Genomic DNA, 14,438 nt, shown 5'->3' with positions numbered 1-14,438 from the left:
GGCCGATCCGCTCCAGCGGCGCCCTCAGCGCGCCGCGGCGGGCAGGTTCGCGACGATCGCGGCGCCGAGCGCCGCGTAGTCGCCGTCGTAGTGATGACCGCCCGGCAGGCCGACCGCGCGCACACCGGCGGGCAGCGGCTTGAGGCAGACGCTGTCGTCCTCGTCGTTGCCGTGCACGCAGACGAGCGGGACGCGCGCCTGCGCGAGTTCGGGGCCGATCGGCAACGCCTCGTCGTGGTGGGTCGAGCCGAACCAGTCGCCGACGTGGATCTCGAACACCGCTTCGTCGTCGGGCGAAATCATCACGCCGCCCTGCACGCGCGCGCGCGCCGCCTCGGGCAGGCGGTTGACGATGACCGGCACGAGGCTCGCGCCGAACGAATAGCCGATGACGACGAAGCGCGCGTCGGCGTCCGCGGCGCCGTAGTGCGCGATCACGCGCGCGATCGCCGCGGCGGCGGCCTCGGGCGTCTGCTTGTGCCAGAAGAACTTGAGCGTGGAGAAGCCGATCACGCGCACGCCGTCCGCGGTCAGCGCGTCGGCGACGCCGCGATCGAGGCCGGCCCAGCCGCCGTCGCCGGTCACGATGATCGCGACGCGATGGGCATTCGCCGGGTTCTTCGCCGCCGCGGTCGGCGCGATCTCGGTGATCGGCAGGTCGGCGACGTCGTCGGGCAATGCGGTGCGCTGCGCGTCCTCGGCGCGGCGCCAGCGCCGCCACGATGCGGCGACCTCGCGCGCGGGGTCGCCCGCGGCGAGCGACGGCGCGAGCGCGGCGAACCAGCGCCAGGCAACGGCGAGCGGCACGTTGCCGGCATCGAGGCGCGCACCGGCGGCGAACGGGTGCGCCGACCAGGGCAGCGGCAGGGTCTTCACCGGTTGCACCTGCCAGTCGCCGGCCGCGGTCGCGAGCGTGGTCGCGCCGGCGTCGCCGGCGCAGAACGCCTTCGGGAAACGCAGCGCTGCATCCCAGCCGAGCGTGAGCAATCCCTCGAACGTGCCGGCCGGCGCCTGCGCGGCGAGCGCGTACGCGAACGTCGCGCCGGCACCGTCGCCGACGACGAGCGGCACCGAGTAGTTCGCGACGCCCGCGTTGCGCTCGACCCAGTGCGCGGCTTCTTCGACGTGGCCGGCCGGGTAGGAGCACTTGTCCTTGATCGCTTCCATGCGCGCGAGGTACGCAGGCAGGTCGATGCCGATGACGAATGCGCCCTGCCCGGCCAGCGCGTCGCCGAGCACCTGCTGGCGCGCGGTCCAGCCGTCGCGATCGGAGAACAGCAGCACCGTGTGCGCGATTTCGCCCGCGGGCCGGCTCAGGTGCAGCGAGCCGAACAGGCCGTAGTCGATCGTCTCGCGCCCGTTCGCGGCGAGCGCCGCCCAGCCGGCGAACACCAGGGACAACACGCTCATCGCCGCTCCGCCATCAAGGCTTCGATCTCGTCGGCTTGCTTGGGCACACCGGCCGACATCACGTCGGGATCACCGCCGGTGACCAGGACGTCGTCCTCGATGCGAATGCCGATGCCACGGAACTTCGCCGGCACGCCTTTCGCATCGGGCGCGACGTAGAGGCCGGGCTCGACCGTGACGACCATCCCCGGCTCGAGCACGCGGAACTCGCCGTCGATGCGGTAGTCGCCGACGTCGTGCACGTCGAGTCCGAGCCAATGCCCGGTCTTGTGCATGTAGAACTTGCGGTAGGCGTGCTCGCGCAGGTTCTTCTCGACGCTGCCCGCGAGCAGGCCGAGCCGGCACAGGCCGCGCGTGATCGTGCGCACGGCCGCCTCGTGGTAGGCATCGAACGAGCGGCCTGCGCGCACCTCGTCGATCGCGTCGAGCTGGGCGGCGAGCACGATGTCGTAGAGGGCACGCTGCTCGGGCGAAAAGCGCCCGTTGACGGGCCAGGTGCGCGTGATGTCCGACGCGTAGCACTGGTATTCCGCGCCGGCGTCGACGAGCAGCAGGTCGCCGTCGCGCAGTTCGGCGTTGTTGGCGCGGTAGTGCAGCACGCAGCCGTTGGCGCCACCGCCGACGATCGGTTCGTAGCTCGGCACCGCGCCGTGCTTGCGGAACGCGTGCAGCAGTTCGGCCTCGACTTCGTGCTCGTTGAGGCCGGGCCGGGTCGCCCGCATCGCGCGCAGGTGCGCCTCGGCGGCGATCTGCGCGGAGCGGCGCATCAGGCGCAGTTCGGCGCGCGACTTGTACAGGCGCAGGTCGTGCAGCAGGTGCGACAGCGCCACGAACTCGTGCGGCGGCTTCGCGCCGAGGCGCACCTGCGCGCGCACGCGGTTGACCCAACCGATGATCTTGAGGTCGAACTCGGTGTCGCGGCCGAAGTGATAGTAGACGCGCGTGCGCCCCTCGATGAGGCCGGGCAGGATGTCGTCGATGTCGTCGATCGGGAACGCGTCGTCGAGGCCCCAGGTCGCCACGGCACCATCGGTGCCCGCGCGCGGGCCGTCCCAGCGCTCGCGCTCGGCATCGCGCTCGCGGCAGAACAGGATCGTCTCGCTCGGATCGCGCCCGGGCACGAGTGCGAGCACCGCATCCGGTTCCGGGAAGCCGGTCAGGTAGTGGAAGTCGCTGTCCTGCCGGTAGGGGTAGTGCGCGTCGTTGTTGCGCAGGCGTTCCGGGGCGGCGGCGACGATCACGATCGCATCGGGACCGGCCATGCGCATCAGCTGCTTGCGCCGGCGCGCGTATTCCCTGGGTTCGATCATCGGTGCTGCGCGCGCGGGAGCGGGGTCGTGCGTAGTATCCGCGATTCGCGCGCGATACCCAACGCCCGCACGGGCGAGGGTCAATGCAACGAGCGAGCGGTGCGCCGCCCCGCGTCGACTTCGCGGTGCAGCACCGCGGTCGCCGTGCGTACGAAATCGAGCACGTCGGCGAACGCCTGCTCGTCTTCCTTGCCGCCGTCGATCTCCAGGCGCGAACTCGCGATCGTGCCGAGGTCGGAGAGGATCTCGGTGGCGTCGTCGGACAGCTGCACGCGCAACGTCGTGCCGACCAGGCCGAAGCCGCCGAGGAAGCCGCGACACCATTCCACCAGCGCGTCGGCACGCTGCGCCAGCGGCGCACTGCGCTCCGGCAGCAGGGGCGCGACGCGCGCGGGTTCCTGCCCGAACTGCGCGAGCGCCGCCGCGAGCAACGCCCGCAGCGCCTCGTGGCGGACCGCGCCGGCGTCGCCGGGAGCGATCTCGAGGCGGTCGAGCCAGTCGTCCTCGCCGGCGACGCCGCCGGCACACAAGTAGCCCGTGAGCGAGCCGTGCAGGTCGCTCGGATTCACGCCGAGGCGCAACGTGGCGAGCACGCCGGCGAGTTCCTCATGGCGGGCAGATGCGCTCATCAACGGTCTTAGTCGCGGGAGGGGCCGCAGTCTAGCAGGCCACCGGCGCAGGCCTGGCCTGCGTCCCGTGCCCCGCCGCGGCCCCGGGCCCCGGCGTCCGACCGATCGCCATGACCATTCGCCGGGCCCGGCGAATGGAACCGGCCGCGGCGTTTGCCTACACTGCCGGCAGCCCAATCCCGTCATCGCCAGTGCCCCGTCCGAGACCCATGTCGTCATCGGTCCGATCGCGCCCGCTTCGCCGCTGGTGCAGCGGGCTGCTTGCGCTGGGTTGTCTGCTGGCGGCGCCCGCACAGGCCGGCGCGGACGCATTGCGGCGCGACTTCTACTTCCAGACCATCAGCACCGAGCAAGGCCTCGCGCAGAACACGGTCAGCTCGTTCCTGCAGGATCGTGACGGCTTCCTGTGGGTCGGCACCGACAGCGGCCTGCAGCAGTACGACGGCTACGCGTTCACGACCTTCGCGCATTCGGGCGACGATCCCGCGAGCCTGCCCGAGGGGCCGATCTCCTCGCTCGCCGAGGACGGCGACGGCACGTTGTGGATCGGCACGCTCGGCTCGGGACTCGTGCGGCATGCGCCGCACACGAACGGCTTCGAGCGGGCCGACCTCGGCGACGTCGCCAACGTGCACACGGTGCTCGCCGACGCACGTCGCGGCCTCTGGGTCGGTTGCGACCAGGGCATCGTGCTGCTCGACGCGCGCACGGGGCGGGTTCAACGACGCTGGACGATCGAGTCGCCCGACACCCGCGGCGTGCTCGTGCGCCAATTCCACGTCGACGAGGCGGGCACGTTGTGGACGGCGACGTCGATCGGCCTGCTGCGGCTCGCCGCCGGCGACGACGTGCCGCAACGCGTCGCCGCACAGACGATCGGCGACGCGCGCGCGTTGCTCACGCGGTTCGACGGGCGCCTGCAGGTCGGCACCGGCGACGGGCTCTACGTGATCGACGCGCAGGGCGCCGCGCAGCGCATCTGGCCCGACAGCGGCGAGCAACTGATCAGCGCGATGGTCGAGGACGCGCGCCATCGCCTCTGGCTCGGCGTGCAGAACGCCGGGGTCGCGCTGTTCGACCCGGTGCACGGCGACACGCAATGGTTGCGGCCGGATCCGAACACGCCGGGCAGCCTGCCGGACGCGATCGTCACGAGCATGCGCTTCGATCGCTCCGGCCTGCTCTGGCTGGGCACGCATGAACGCGGCATCAGCAAGGTCGACCCCGAGGGCACGCCGTTCCGCTACATCGCCGACCGCGATCCGCAGCGGCCGCAGACCGCGACCAACTACGTGCGCGCGGTGTTCGAGGACGACGCCGGCACCCTGTGGATCGGCGCGAAGGACGGCCTCAAGCGCTACCAGCGCAGCGACAATCGCTTCGAGTATTACGACGACATCGCCCTGCACGGCATCAAGGGCGACCTGCGCATCGGCGACATCGTCGTCTACGCCTTCGCGCAGGCCGACCACGGCCGACTGTGGGTCGCCACCGACCACGGCGCCGGCCTGTTCGACCCGACCCACCGCTCGCTCTCGTTCCTGCCGCAGGATGCGAGCGGTGCGCACGGCCTCGCCGACGCGAACGTGCGCAGCCTGCTTGAAGCGACGGACGGCAGCCTCTGGTTCGGCACCACGCGCGCCGGCATCGCCCGCTACGAGCCGCGTGAGGACCGCTGGACAAGCTACCAGCGCGAGGCGAACGGCGGTGCGATCGGCGGGCTCAGCGACGATCGCGTGCTCGCGCTGTACCAGGACCACGAAGGCCGCATCTGGTCCGGCAACATCAACGGCCTCAACCTCGTCGACGCGAACGCGCGCAGCGTGCGCGTCTTCCGCAGCGATGCGCGCGACGCGCATTCGCTGTCGGCGAATCTCATCCGCTCGATCCACGAGAGCGCGGACGGGCACCTGTGGGTCGGCACGCAGGCCGGTCTCAACCGGCTCGACGCGCTCGACGGCGAACGCGCGCGCTTCTCGCGCTGGCAGTCGCGCGACGGCCTGCCCGGCGCGACCGTGTACGCGATCCGCGACGACCGCCTCGCGCGTCTGTGGCTGAGCACGAACCACGGCATCGCGTCGTTCGATCCGCAGAGCGGCACGTTCCGCGGTTTCACGCTCGCCGACGGCCTGCAGGGCATGGAGTTCAACGGCGGCGCCGCGGCGACGCTCGCCGACGGCGAGATCGCGTTCGGCGGCGTCAACGGCCTCAACCTGTTCGCGCCGCAGACGATCGTCGGCAGCCGCTACGCGGCGCCGGTCGTGTTCACCGCGGTGCGCGTCGGCTCGCAGGGCACGCCCGCGCAGAGCGAAAGCGGCGTGCTGACGATGGCCGTGGCCGAGCGCGTCGTGCGATTCGAGTTCGCCGCGCTGGACTACGCAGCGCCCGACCGCAACCGCTTCGCCTACCAGCTCGAAGGCTTCGACGAGCACTGGGTCGACGCCGGCACGCGCCACGACGCCACCTACACCAACCTCGATGCCGGCCGCTACACGTTCAAGGTGCGCGCGAGCAACCGCGACGGCTACTGGAGCGACCGCGTCGCCCGCGCCGAGCTGCGCGTGACGCCGCCGTGGTGGGACAGCCTCGCCGCGCGCACGTTCTACCTGCTCGGCGCGGCACTGGTCGCGCTCGTGGCGTGGCGCGCGCAGCGCCTGCGGCGGCGCGAGGAGCGCTCGCACCACCGCGACCTGCGCGAGCGCGAGGATCGTCTGCGCCTCGCGCTGTGGGGTTCCGGCGACGACTTCTGGGACTGGAACATGGCGAGCGGCACGATCGTCGTGACCGGCTCCGGCGACCTGTTCAATGGCGTCTCGCGCAAGCCGGTCGCGCTCACCCGCGAATGGTTCCGCGAACACGCGCACCCGGACGACCTGCCCGCGGTGGAGCGGCGCCTCGACCAGCACATCAACCGCAGCACCGACACGTTCGAGTCCGAGCATCGCGTGCGCAACCCGAAGGGCGAATGGACCTGGTCGCTCACGCGCGGCAAGATCGTCGAACGCGACAGCGACGGCCAGCCGCTGCGCATGTGCGGCACCGCGCGCGACGTGACCGCCGAGCGCGCCGCCGAACACGAGCGCCGCGTCGCGCACGAGGTGATCCGCAGCATGGGCGAGGCGGTCGCGGTGACCGACCTCGAATTCCGCTTCATGACGATCAACCCCGCGTTCACGCGCATCACCGGCTGGCGCGTCGACGAGATCGCCGGCCGCTCGGCGGCGATCCTCAACTGTGCGCGCCACCCGGTCGAGCAGTACCTCGAATTGCGCGAAGTGCTGAACCGCGACGGCCACTGGCGCGGCGAGCTGTGGCAGCGGCGCAAGACCGGCGAGGAGTTCCTCAGCTGGGTCGAGATCTCAGAGATCTGCGACGCCAACGGCAAGCGCACGCATTTCGTCAGCGTCACGTCCGACATCACCGACCGCAAGCGCGCCGAACAGGAGCTGCGCTACCTCGCCAACTACGACGCGCTGACCGGGTTGCCGAACCGCACCCTGCTCAGCGAGCGCATCGCGCACGCGATCGCGCGCGCGCGCCGCAACGGGCGCAAGGTCGCGGTGCTGTTCCTCGACCTCGACCGCTTCAAGCATGTCAACGACTCGATGGGCCACGCCGCCGGCGACAGCATGCTGAAGGCGGCGGGCGCGCGCCTGCGCCACGTCGTGCGCGAGGGCGACTCGGTCGCGCGCGTCGGCGGCGACGAGTTCACGGTCGTGATCGAGGATATCGGCAGCAGCACCGAGGCCGAGCACGTCGCGGCGAAGATCATCGCCGCGTTCGAGCAGCCGCTCGAACTCGACAACGGCCAGGAAGTGGTGATCTCGCCGTCGATCGGCATCAGCCTGCACCCGGACCACGGTCAGGCGGCGAGCGACCTGCTCAAGTTCGCCGACACCGCGATGTACCAGGCCAAGGAACACGGCCGCAAGACGTGGATGGTCTACACCGAGGCGATGGACGCGGCCGCGCGCCTGCGCGCGACCACGGTGGCCGCGCTGCGCAAGGCGCTCGAACGGAACGAACTGAGCCTGCACTACCAGCCCAAACTGTCGCTGCTCGACGACCGCATCACCGGCGTCGAGGCGTTGCTGCGCTGGCGCAGCGGCGACCTCGGCGACGTCTCGCCGGGCGTGTTCATCCCGATCGCCGAGGAAACCGGGATGATCATCGAGATCGGCGACTGGGTGGTCGAGCACGCGTGCGCGCAGCTCGCGCAGTGGCGCGACGCCGGCCTGCACGACATCACGATGTCGATCAACATCTCGGTCGCGCAGCTCCTGCGCGGCGACCTGATCCGGCGCCTGTGCGACGTGCTCGCCGAGCACGACATCGCGCCGAACCAGCTCGAGCTCGAGCTCACCGAGAGCATGGTCATGGCGAACGCCGAGCAGTCGATCACCACCCTGCGCCGGCTCAAGGCGATCGGCGTCAACCTGGCGATCGACGACTTCGGGACCGGCTACTCGTCGCTGAGCTACCTCAAGCGCCTGCCGATCGACGCGCTGAAGATCGACAAGGAGTTCGTCGGCGACATCACGACCGACCCGGACGACGAGGCGATCACCGCGACGGTGATCGCGATGGCGCATTCGCTCGGCCTCAACGTCGTCGCCGAGGGCGTCGAACGGGTCGAGCAGGTCGACTACCTGCGCGAACAGGACTGCGACGAGGTGCAGGGCCACTGGCTGTCCTACCCGCTGCCGGCCGACCAGTGCCTGGCGTTCCTGCGCGAGCGCGCGCAGCGGCGCCGGACCGCGCTCGGCGAGCGCGGTTGAGCACCGCCGCGGGCCGGGTCGACCGGCCCGGGAATCCGCGCAGCGGCTCGCTGTTCCCTGCCACGGATTCCCGCTATATTCGGTCGCATGTCCGCGCACGAGCAAAGCCTGCTGGCGATCAGCGAACGGGTCGACCGTCTGCTCGACCTGTGTCGCTCGTTGCAGGAAGAGAATCGCAGCCTGCGCAACAGCCAGGAGCAGCTCGCCACCGAGCGGGCGCAACTGATCGCGCGCAACGAGCAGGCGCGATCGCGCGTCGAGGCGATGATCATGCGGCTCAAGTCGCTGGAGCAGAACCAGGCATGAATGGTCCCGGCGAACCGGTCACCGTCCACATCCTCGACCGCGAATTCCACGTCGCCTGCACGCCGGACGAACGTCCCGGCCTGATCGCCGCGGCACGCTATCTCGACGAGAAGATGCGCGAGATGCGCAACAGCGCGCGCACCGCGGGGCTCGACCGCATCGCGATTCTCGCCGCGCTGAACATCTGCCACGAGCTGCTCGACGCGCGCGCGCGCGAGTCGAGCGATTCGCGCCAGCTGGCAGAGAAACTGCAAGCGATCAACTTGAAGCTTGAACGCCTGTTGCCGGCCTCACTACAATAGGCCCCAGGTGTCCTCTGCAGTGCCCGGCAGCGCACTCTTACATATTGCCTTGTTCCTATAGACGACCCCGGGACGGCGAGACGACAACCGGTGTGCATGTCCGCCACGAGCGGAAAGCCTTATGGTTCCGTCAGCCTTCCCACCTGATCCCCGGGATCAAGGTCGTTCGATGCGCACCGGCACATGCGGAGGGCATCTACTTTTGCTTTCGTCCTTGAAAGCGGCTTGATGACGGGTTCGTGCAGTGCATGAGCGCGTTACGGTCGAGTCCAGAGCGGCCTTCCATGGCCGCACTTTTCAGATGGAGCCCTTTTGCGGATCGATACGGCATCGTCCATGCGACGCGGCCTGATGCGTGGCTGCACTGGCCGGAACACCTCGTGGCGTCATGCCCGCGCAAGCGGGCATCCATTTGATTCGTCGCGTCGTGTGTCCGCGTAATGTGATGCAGCGTTCGCAGGACCGATGACATGAGCGATTCCTCCACGCCCGTCGACCGCGCGGCACTCAGGAAGGCGCTTCGCGAGCGGCGTGCAGCGCTGCCTGCCGTGGAACGGATCGCGGCGGCGCAGGCGGTCGTCGCGCAGCTCGAGCAGGTGCCGGAGTTCATGACCGATCGACGCATCGGCGGCTACTGGGCCGTCGACGGCGAACTGCCGCTCGCCGCACTGATGGGCGGGCTGCGCGCGCGCGACCAGCAGTACTTCCTGCCCGTCATCGGCGCGGATCGCCTGCTGCGCTTCGCGCCGTGGCGCCCGGGCACCGCGGTCGAAACCAATCGCTTCGGCATCCCCGAACCCGCCTGCGCAGCGGCGGACCTGCTCGCCCCGGCCGACATCGACGTGGTCCTCGTACCGCTGCTCGGCTTCGACCGCAAAGGCCACCGCCTCGGCTTCGGCGGCGGCTGGTACGACCGCAGCTTCGCCTTCCTCGCCGGGCGCGCCGACGTCGGCAAGCCCGTGCTCGTCGGCGTCGGCTACGCGTTGCAGGAAATCGACGCGCTCGACGCGCAGCCGTGGGACGTGCGCCTCGACTACGTCGCGACCGAGCGCGAGTTGCTCGATTTCACCGCGCCGGTCGCGAGTCTGTAGGCACCGGGCACGCGGGTCCGCGCCGCGCGGACGCTCGCGGAAAAAACCGCTACTCTCGCTCCTCTCCCGGTCAAGACTCGCCCGCGATGCGCTATTGGCTCATGAAGTCCGAACCCGACGTGTTCTCGATCGACGACCTCGCGCGCGTGCGCACGGAGCCGTGGACCGGCGTGCGCAACTACCAGGCGCGCAACTTCATGCGCGACGGCATGGGCAAGGGCGACGGCGTGCTGTTCTACCACTCGAGCTGCGAGGTGCCCGGTGTCGCCGGCATCGCCGAGGTCGCGAGCGCGGCGTACCCGGATCCGACCCAATTCGATCGCAAGAGCGAGTACTACGACGAGAAGAGCACGCGCGAGGAACCGCGCTGGATGCTCGTCGACGTCGCGTTCAAGCGCAAGTTGAAGCGAACGATCACGCTCGCCGAACTCAAGGACCAAACGCGCCTCGACGGTTTCGCGCTGCTGCAACGGGGCAATCGCCTGTCCGTGCTGCCGGTGACGAAGGCGCAGTGGGACGCGATCCTCGCGCTCGAGTGAAGATCGAGCGCGTGCCCGGCGGCGACGACGCGAACGCGACGAGCGCAGGTCCGACGCCCGGAGCCAAGTCGCCGAGTCGCTACGCGACATGGATCGTGGGGCTGGCGCCGGCCGTGGCGATTGCCGCCGCTGCACTGACGCTGTACGCGATGATCGCGGACCCGCGCGGATGGATCGGATTCGTGCCGGCGAGCCTGACTTTCGGCTGCCTCCTGACCGGATTCTTCGGCGGGATGGGGCTCGCGATCCATCGTGTGAATCCGTGGTGGCTCCTCGTCGCGGTGGCCAGCCTCGCACTCGGATTCCTCGGCCTACAGGCCGTCGCAGCGATCGCCATGGGCCACATGCACTAGGTCGGAACCTTCTCGGCTCGCGTTGCAGCGCCCGCAGTGGCGATCCGGAGTGAGTCGCGCCCGCGAAACGCGTACCATGCGCGGCCTCGAACCCCGCCTGCGGAGCACGCGATGAGCCAGGACGACCAGAAGCGCCTCGCCGGGCGCGCCGCGATGCGCTACGTCGAGGACGGCATGATCGTCGGCGTAGGCACCGGCTCGACCGTCGCGCATTTCATCGACGCGCTGGCCGAACGGCGCGCCGACATCGAAGGCGCGGTGTCGAGTTCGGAACAGTCCTCGCGCCTCCTGAAGGAACGCGGCATCCCGCTGCTCGACCTCAACGCGGCCGGCGAGATTCCGCTCTACGTCGACGGCGCCGACGAGTGCGACGGCCACAAGTGCCTGATCAAGGGCGGCGGTGCCGCGCTCACGCGCGAGAAGATCGTCGCCGCGGCCGCACGCAAGTTCGTCTGCATCATCGATCCGGCTAAGCGCGTCGACGTGCTCGGCCGCTTCCCGCTGCCGGTCGAAGTGATCCCGATGGCGCGCAGCTACGTCGCTCGCGAGATCGTCAAGCGTGGCGGCCAGCCGGTCTGGCGCGACGGCGTCGTCACCGACAACGGCAACTGGATCCTCGACGTGCACGGCCTGCGCATCACCGCGCCGATCGAACTCGAGCGCGATCTCAACCAGATCGCCGGTGTCGTCACCGTCGGCCTGTTCGCGCAGCGTCCGGCCGACGTCGTGCTGGTCGGCGCCGAGGAAATGCGCTGAGCAATTGACCGCTTCGCGGCGGCCGTGCTCCCATGCGGGACCGGCCGAACCAGGCCGGCGCCTCGGAGACTCGCGCATGATCGCCCGTCCGCCTCGCCTGCCGCACCGCCTGCTCGCGACGGCACTCGTGGCCGCGACCTGTGGCGCACCGACGGATGGGTTCGCGGCGCAGGCCGCGACGGCACCGCAGCTGCGCAGCGATCCGGCGCGCCGCGTGTTCGCGACGTTCGCGACCGGCCGCGCAAGGCCGTCGCGCCCGTCGGTGCCGGCCACGGTGCTGCCGGTGACGAACTGCGCCGACGCCGGTCCCGGCAGCCTGCGCGCAGCCGCCGCCGCCGCGAGCGACAACGACGAAATCGACCTGAGCCAGCTCACGTGCTCGCGCATCACGCTCACGACGGGCGCGATCGAAATCGACGCCGACACGCTCACGTTGACCGGACCCGGCCGCTACCAGCTGTCGCTCGACGGCAACCATCGCGATCGCGTGCTGATCCATCCGGCCGACGGTGCGCTGACCGTGAAGGGCCTCACGATCGAGAACGGGCACGATCGCGCGACCGGCTTCCACGTCGGCGCGGGCGGCTGCATCGCGTCCGCGGCATTCCTGTACCTCGACGACACCACCGTGCGCAACTGCTACGCGGGCGGCGAAGGCTCGTACGGCGGCGCGATCTACGCGTATGCGGTCACGCTCGACAACAGCACGGTTTCGGGCAACGTCGCCAAGGGCGTGCACGAGGATGCCGGCACCGCCGCGTTCGGCGGCGCGATCTTCACCTACGTGCTCGACCTCACCGCGAGCACGGTCAGCGGCAATCGAGCCGTGCACGAGGTGCGCGACGGGCGCACGAGCTACGACATCGGCGGCGGCATCGTCACGATCGTCGGCGGCAACGTGCGCAGCTCGACGATCGATTCGAATTACAGCGAGGGCCGCGCGGGCGGCATCGCCACGTTCAATCCCCTGTTCCTGTCGAACAGCACGATTTCGAGCAACGAGGCCGCCGACGGCGTCGGCGGCGGGTTGTTCATGCGTTGGCCGTCGACCCTGCGTGCGGTCAACAGCACGATCGCCGCGAACCGCGCGAGTGCCGGCGGCGCGGCGTGGATCGAGGCGGACGGCAGCGCGCTGTACAGCACGATCGTCCACGGCAACGCAGCCGACGCGGACGAAGCAGCGAACCTGCAGGGACGCACGCCGCTCACGATCGTCGGCAGCCACGATCTCGTCGGTGCCAGCGATCCCGCGCTCGTCCTGCCCGCGGACACGCGCAGCGACGACCCGCTGCTCGGTCCGCTGCGTTCGAACGGCGGCCCCACGCGCACGCATGCGTTGGCGCCCGGTAGCCCGGCCGTGGACGCGGGCAGCAACGACGACGGCCTCGCGTTCGACCAGCGCGGATTCCCGCGCGTGTACGGAGCGGCCACCGATGTCGGCGCGTTCGAGCAGGGCGCGCCCGCGGCCGCGGCAGCGGTACCGGGTCTTTCCGTGCGCTTCGCCGTGCTCCTCGCGGGCCTGCTCGGCGGCCTCGCTGCTTCGCGCCTGCGCGCCTCGTCCCGGCACCGGGCAGCGGCGGGACGGCTGCCGCAGGATCGTTGAAAACGCACGCCGGCGGCCGCAACTCAGGGGTGACGCCGCAACACTCCCGGCGTCGGAGTTGTCTGTCTTGGACCCGGCCCTCGCTGCAATGCGGGGGCCTTTTTGTGTGTGGCGGGCCGGATGCGCCCGGCGGCGTGTGACGGGATGGATCTCCGCCGCCAAATAAAAAGCCCCCGCGATGCGGGGGCTTTTCGTATGGCTGGGGGACTAGGATTCGAACCTAGATAAACGGAGTCAGAGTCCGTTGTCCTACCGTTAGACGATCCCCCAATGAGGGCGGGATTTGGCGGGAGCCGCGGCGTGGCCGTCTGAGCCGGCTCCCATCCCCGGGCCCGAAGGCCCGCCGCTGCCGCCATCGACGGCAGCGGAAGATCGATCGATCAGCGCTTGGAGTACTGCGTCGCGCGGCGGGCCTTGTGCAGGCCGACCTTCTTGCGCTCGACTTCGCGCGCGTCGCGGGTCATGAACCCGGCCTTGCGCAGCGGCGACTTGAGCGCCTCGTCGTACTCGACCAGCGCGCGCGCGATGCCCAGGCGGATCGCACCGGCCTGGCCCGTCATGCCGCCGCCTTCGACCGTGACGAGCACGTCGAACTTGTCCTGGTTCTGGGTCAGCTCGAGCGGCTGGCGCACGATCATGCGCGAGGTCTCGCGACCGAAGAAGTCGTCGAGGGCCTTGCCGTTGACCGTGATCGCGCCGCTGCCCTTGCGCAGGAACACGCGCGCTGCGGAGGACTTGCGACGGCCGGTGCCGTAGTTCTGCTGGATCGCCATGTGTCGTTTCTTCAGCTTCGTGGATTAGTCCGTACCAGCCGGCACGGGCTCGGAATTCTTACGCCTTGACCTCGAGCACCTGCGGCTGCTGCGCCGTGTGCGGATGGTTCGGGCCGGCATACACCTTCAGCTTGCGGTACATCGCGCGGCCGAGCGGATTCTTCGGCAGCATGCCCTTCACGCCGATCTCGATGACGCGCTCCGGATGACGCGCGAGCATGTCCTTCAGCGACGTCGTCTTGAGGTTGCCGATGTGACCGGTGAAGCGATGATAGTTCTTGTCTTCCATCTTGTTGCCGGTGACGGCGATCTTCTCCGCATTGATCACGACGAGGTAGTCGCCGGTATCCACGTGCGGGGTGTAGATGGTCTTGTGCTTGCCGCGCAGGCGATGCGCGAGCTCCGTGCACAGGCGGCCGAGGGTCTTGCCGGCGGCGTCGACCACGTACCAGTCGCGTTTGACGGTTTCAGCCTTGGCGCTGATCGTTTTCATATCGGTAAGACTCTGGCTGGGCCCAAGAAACCGGGCCGTCGTAAATGAGGGCGCGGGAGGATAGCGGAAGTGCCGCCGGCTAGCAAGCAGGGGGC

13 protein-coding genes, 1 tRNA gene and 1 other RNA gene are annotated in these 14,438 nt (G+C 70.0%); 9 read left to right on the top strand and 6 right to left on the bottom strand.

All coding sequences use genetic code 11. The features are described 5' to 3' along the window. Positions 1 to 24: 24 nt before the first annotated feature. From FHW12_RS10000 to FHW12_RS09990, 3 genes are all read right to left on the bottom strand, one after another. Positions 25 to 1,410, bottom strand: coding sequence for an AcvB/VirJ family lysyl-phosphatidylglycerol hydrolase (locus FHW12_RS10000; RefSeq protein WP_182530843.1), 1,386 nt, complete (start codon positions 1,408 to 1,410; stop codon positions 25 to 27). Continuing rightward, positions 1,407 to 2,720, bottom strand: coding sequence for a Xaa-Pro aminopeptidase (gene pepP / locus FHW12_RS09995; protein ID WP_182530842.1), 1,314 nt, complete (start codon positions 2,718 to 2,720; stop codon positions 1,407 to 1,409). The genes FHW12_RS10000 and pepP overlap by 4 nt, the downstream gene beginning before the upstream one ends. An 80-nt stretch (positions 2,721 to 2,800) precedes the next feature. Next, positions 2,801 to 3,349, bottom strand: a complete 549-nt coding sequence (locus tag FHW12_RS09990) for a UPF0149 family protein (RefSeq protein WP_182530841.1) — start codon at positions 3,347 to 3,349, stop codon at positions 2,801 to 2,803. Between the two features lie 209 nt (positions 3,350 to 3,558). On the opposite strand from FHW12_RS09990, the gene FHW12_RS09985 reads away from it, so the two are divergent. The 9 genes from FHW12_RS09985 (at position 3,559) to FHW12_RS09945 (ending at position 13,077) form a co-directional block, all read left to right on the top strand. After that, positions 3,559 to 8,127, top strand: a complete 4,569-nt coding sequence (locus FHW12_RS09985; RefSeq protein ID WP_182530840.1) for an EAL domain-containing protein — start codon at positions 3,559 to 3,561, stop codon at positions 8,125 to 8,127. Positions 8,128 to 8,214: 87 nt separating this feature from the next. Continuing rightward, positions 8,215 to 8,433, top strand: a complete 219-nt coding sequence (locus tag FHW12_RS09980) for a TIGR02449 family protein (protein WP_182530839.1) — start codon at positions 8,215 to 8,217, stop codon at positions 8,431 to 8,433. After that, positions 8,430 to 8,735: a cell division protein ZapA gene (locus FHW12_RS09975; RefSeq protein WP_182530838.1), complete on the top strand. Its 306-nt coding sequence runs from the start codon at positions 8,430 to 8,432 to the stop codon at positions 8,733 to 8,735. Before FHW12_RS09980 ends, FHW12_RS09975 begins: the two co-directional genes overlap by 4 nt. An 8-nt stretch (positions 8,736 to 8,743) precedes the next feature. After that, positions 8,744 to 8,931: non-coding RNA, 6S RNA (ssrS, locus tag FHW12_RS09970), on the top strand. A gap of 274 nt (positions 8,932 to 9,205) precedes the next feature. Then, complete coding sequence (locus tag FHW12_RS09965; protein WP_182530837.1) at positions 9,206 to 9,826, top strand: 5-formyltetrahydrofolate cyclo-ligase; 621 nt, start codon at positions 9,206 to 9,208, stop codon at positions 9,824 to 9,826. Between the two features lie 86 nt (positions 9,827 to 9,912). Beyond that, on the top strand, positions 9,913 to 10,365 hold the full coding sequence (locus FHW12_RS09960; RefSeq protein ID WP_259392949.1) for an EVE domain-containing protein: 453 nt from the start codon (positions 9,913 to 9,915) through the stop codon (positions 10,363 to 10,365). Then, positions 10,362 to 10,718 (top strand): hypothetical protein, encoded by a 357-nt coding sequence (locus tag FHW12_RS09955; RefSeq protein WP_182530836.1) that lies wholly within the window; start codon positions 10,362 to 10,364, stop codon positions 10,716 to 10,718. Before FHW12_RS09960 ends, FHW12_RS09955 begins: the two co-directional genes overlap by 4 nt. 111 nt (positions 10,719 to 10,829) lie before the next feature. Continuing rightward, positions 10,830 to 11,474, top strand: coding sequence for a ribose-5-phosphate isomerase RpiA (gene rpiA / locus FHW12_RS09950; RefSeq protein WP_182530835.1), 645 nt, complete (start codon positions 10,830 to 10,832; stop codon positions 11,472 to 11,474). Between the two features lie 76 nt (positions 11,475 to 11,550). Next, on the top strand, positions 11,551 to 13,077 hold the full coding sequence (locus FHW12_RS09945; protein WP_182530834.1) for a right-handed parallel beta-helix repeat-containing protein: 1,527 nt from the start codon (positions 11,551 to 11,553) through the stop codon (positions 13,075 to 13,077). Between the two features lie 196 nt (positions 13,078 to 13,273). Here the strand turns inward: FHW12_RS09945 and FHW12_RS09940 are convergent. From FHW12_RS09940 to rplM, 3 genes are all read right to left on the bottom strand, one after another. After that, a tRNA-Gln gene (locus FHW12_RS09940) sits at positions 13,274 to 13,347 on the bottom strand. A 110-nt stretch (positions 13,348 to 13,457) separates the two neighbouring features. Continuing rightward, positions 13,458 to 13,850 carry a 30S ribosomal protein S9 gene (gene rpsI, locus FHW12_RS09935; RefSeq protein ID WP_182530833.1) on the bottom strand — a complete coding sequence of 131 codons (393 nt, stop codon included), beginning with the start codon at positions 13,848 to 13,850 and terminating at the stop codon, positions 13,458 to 13,460. Between the two features lie 58 nt (positions 13,851 to 13,908). Then, entirely contained in the window at positions 13,909 to 14,343 is a 435-nt protein-coding gene (gene rplM, locus FHW12_RS09930) for a 50S ribosomal protein L13 (protein WP_182530832.1), read from the bottom strand. Positions 14,344 to 14,438 lie beyond the last annotated feature (95 nt).

The organism is Dokdonella fugitiva, assembly GCF_014138265.1.
Taxonomy (GTDB): domain Bacteria; phylum Pseudomonadota; class Gammaproteobacteria; order Xanthomonadales; family Rhodanobacteraceae; genus Dokdonella_A; species Dokdonella_A fugitiva_A.
Note: the sequence above shows the minus strand (reverse complement) of the source record. Positions and strands in the feature narration are given on the sequence as shown.

Coding starts and splice junctions, on each gene's coding strand:
- FHW12_RS10000 (WP_182530843.1), bottom strand. CDS start 1,410: ATGAGCGTGTTGTCCCTGGTGTTCGCCGGCTGGGCGGCGCTCGCCGCG.
- pepP (WP_182530842.1), bottom strand. CDS start 2,720: ATGATCGAACCCAGGGAATACGCGCGCCGGCGCAAGCAGCTGATGCGC.
- FHW12_RS09990 (WP_182530841.1), bottom strand. CDS start 3,349: ATGAGCGCATCTGCCCGCCATGAGGAACTCGCCGGCGTGCTCGCCACG.
- FHW12_RS09985 (WP_182530840.1), top strand. CDS start 3,559: ATGTCGTCATCGGTCCGATCGCGCCCGCTTCGCCGCTGGTGCAGCGGG.
- FHW12_RS09980 (WP_182530839.1), top strand. CDS start 8,215: ATGTCCGCGCACGAGCAAAGCCTGCTGGCGATCAGCGAACGGGTCGAC.
- FHW12_RS09975 (WP_182530838.1), top strand. CDS start 8,430: ATGAATGGTCCCGGCGAACCGGTCACCGTCCACATCCTCGACCGCGAA.
- FHW12_RS09965 (WP_182530837.1), top strand. CDS start 9,206: ATGAGCGATTCCTCCACGCCCGTCGACCGCGCGGCACTCAGGAAGGCG.
- FHW12_RS09960 (WP_259392949.1), top strand. CDS start 9,913: ATGCGCTATTGGCTCATGAAGTCCGAACCCGACGTGTTCTCGATCGAC.
- rpiA (WP_182530835.1), top strand. CDS start 10,830: ATGAGCCAGGACGACCAGAAGCGCCTCGCCGGGCGCGCCGCGATGCGC.
- FHW12_RS09945 (WP_182530834.1), top strand. CDS start 11,551: ATGATCGCCCGTCCGCCTCGCCTGCCGCACCGCCTGCTCGCGACGGCA.
- rpsI (WP_182530833.1), bottom strand. CDS start 13,850: ATGGCGATCCAGCAGAACTACGGCACCGGCCGTCGCAAGTCCTCCGCA.
- rplM (WP_182530832.1), bottom strand. CDS start 14,343: ATGAAAACGATCAGCGCCAAGGCTGAAACCGTCAAACGCGACTGGTAC.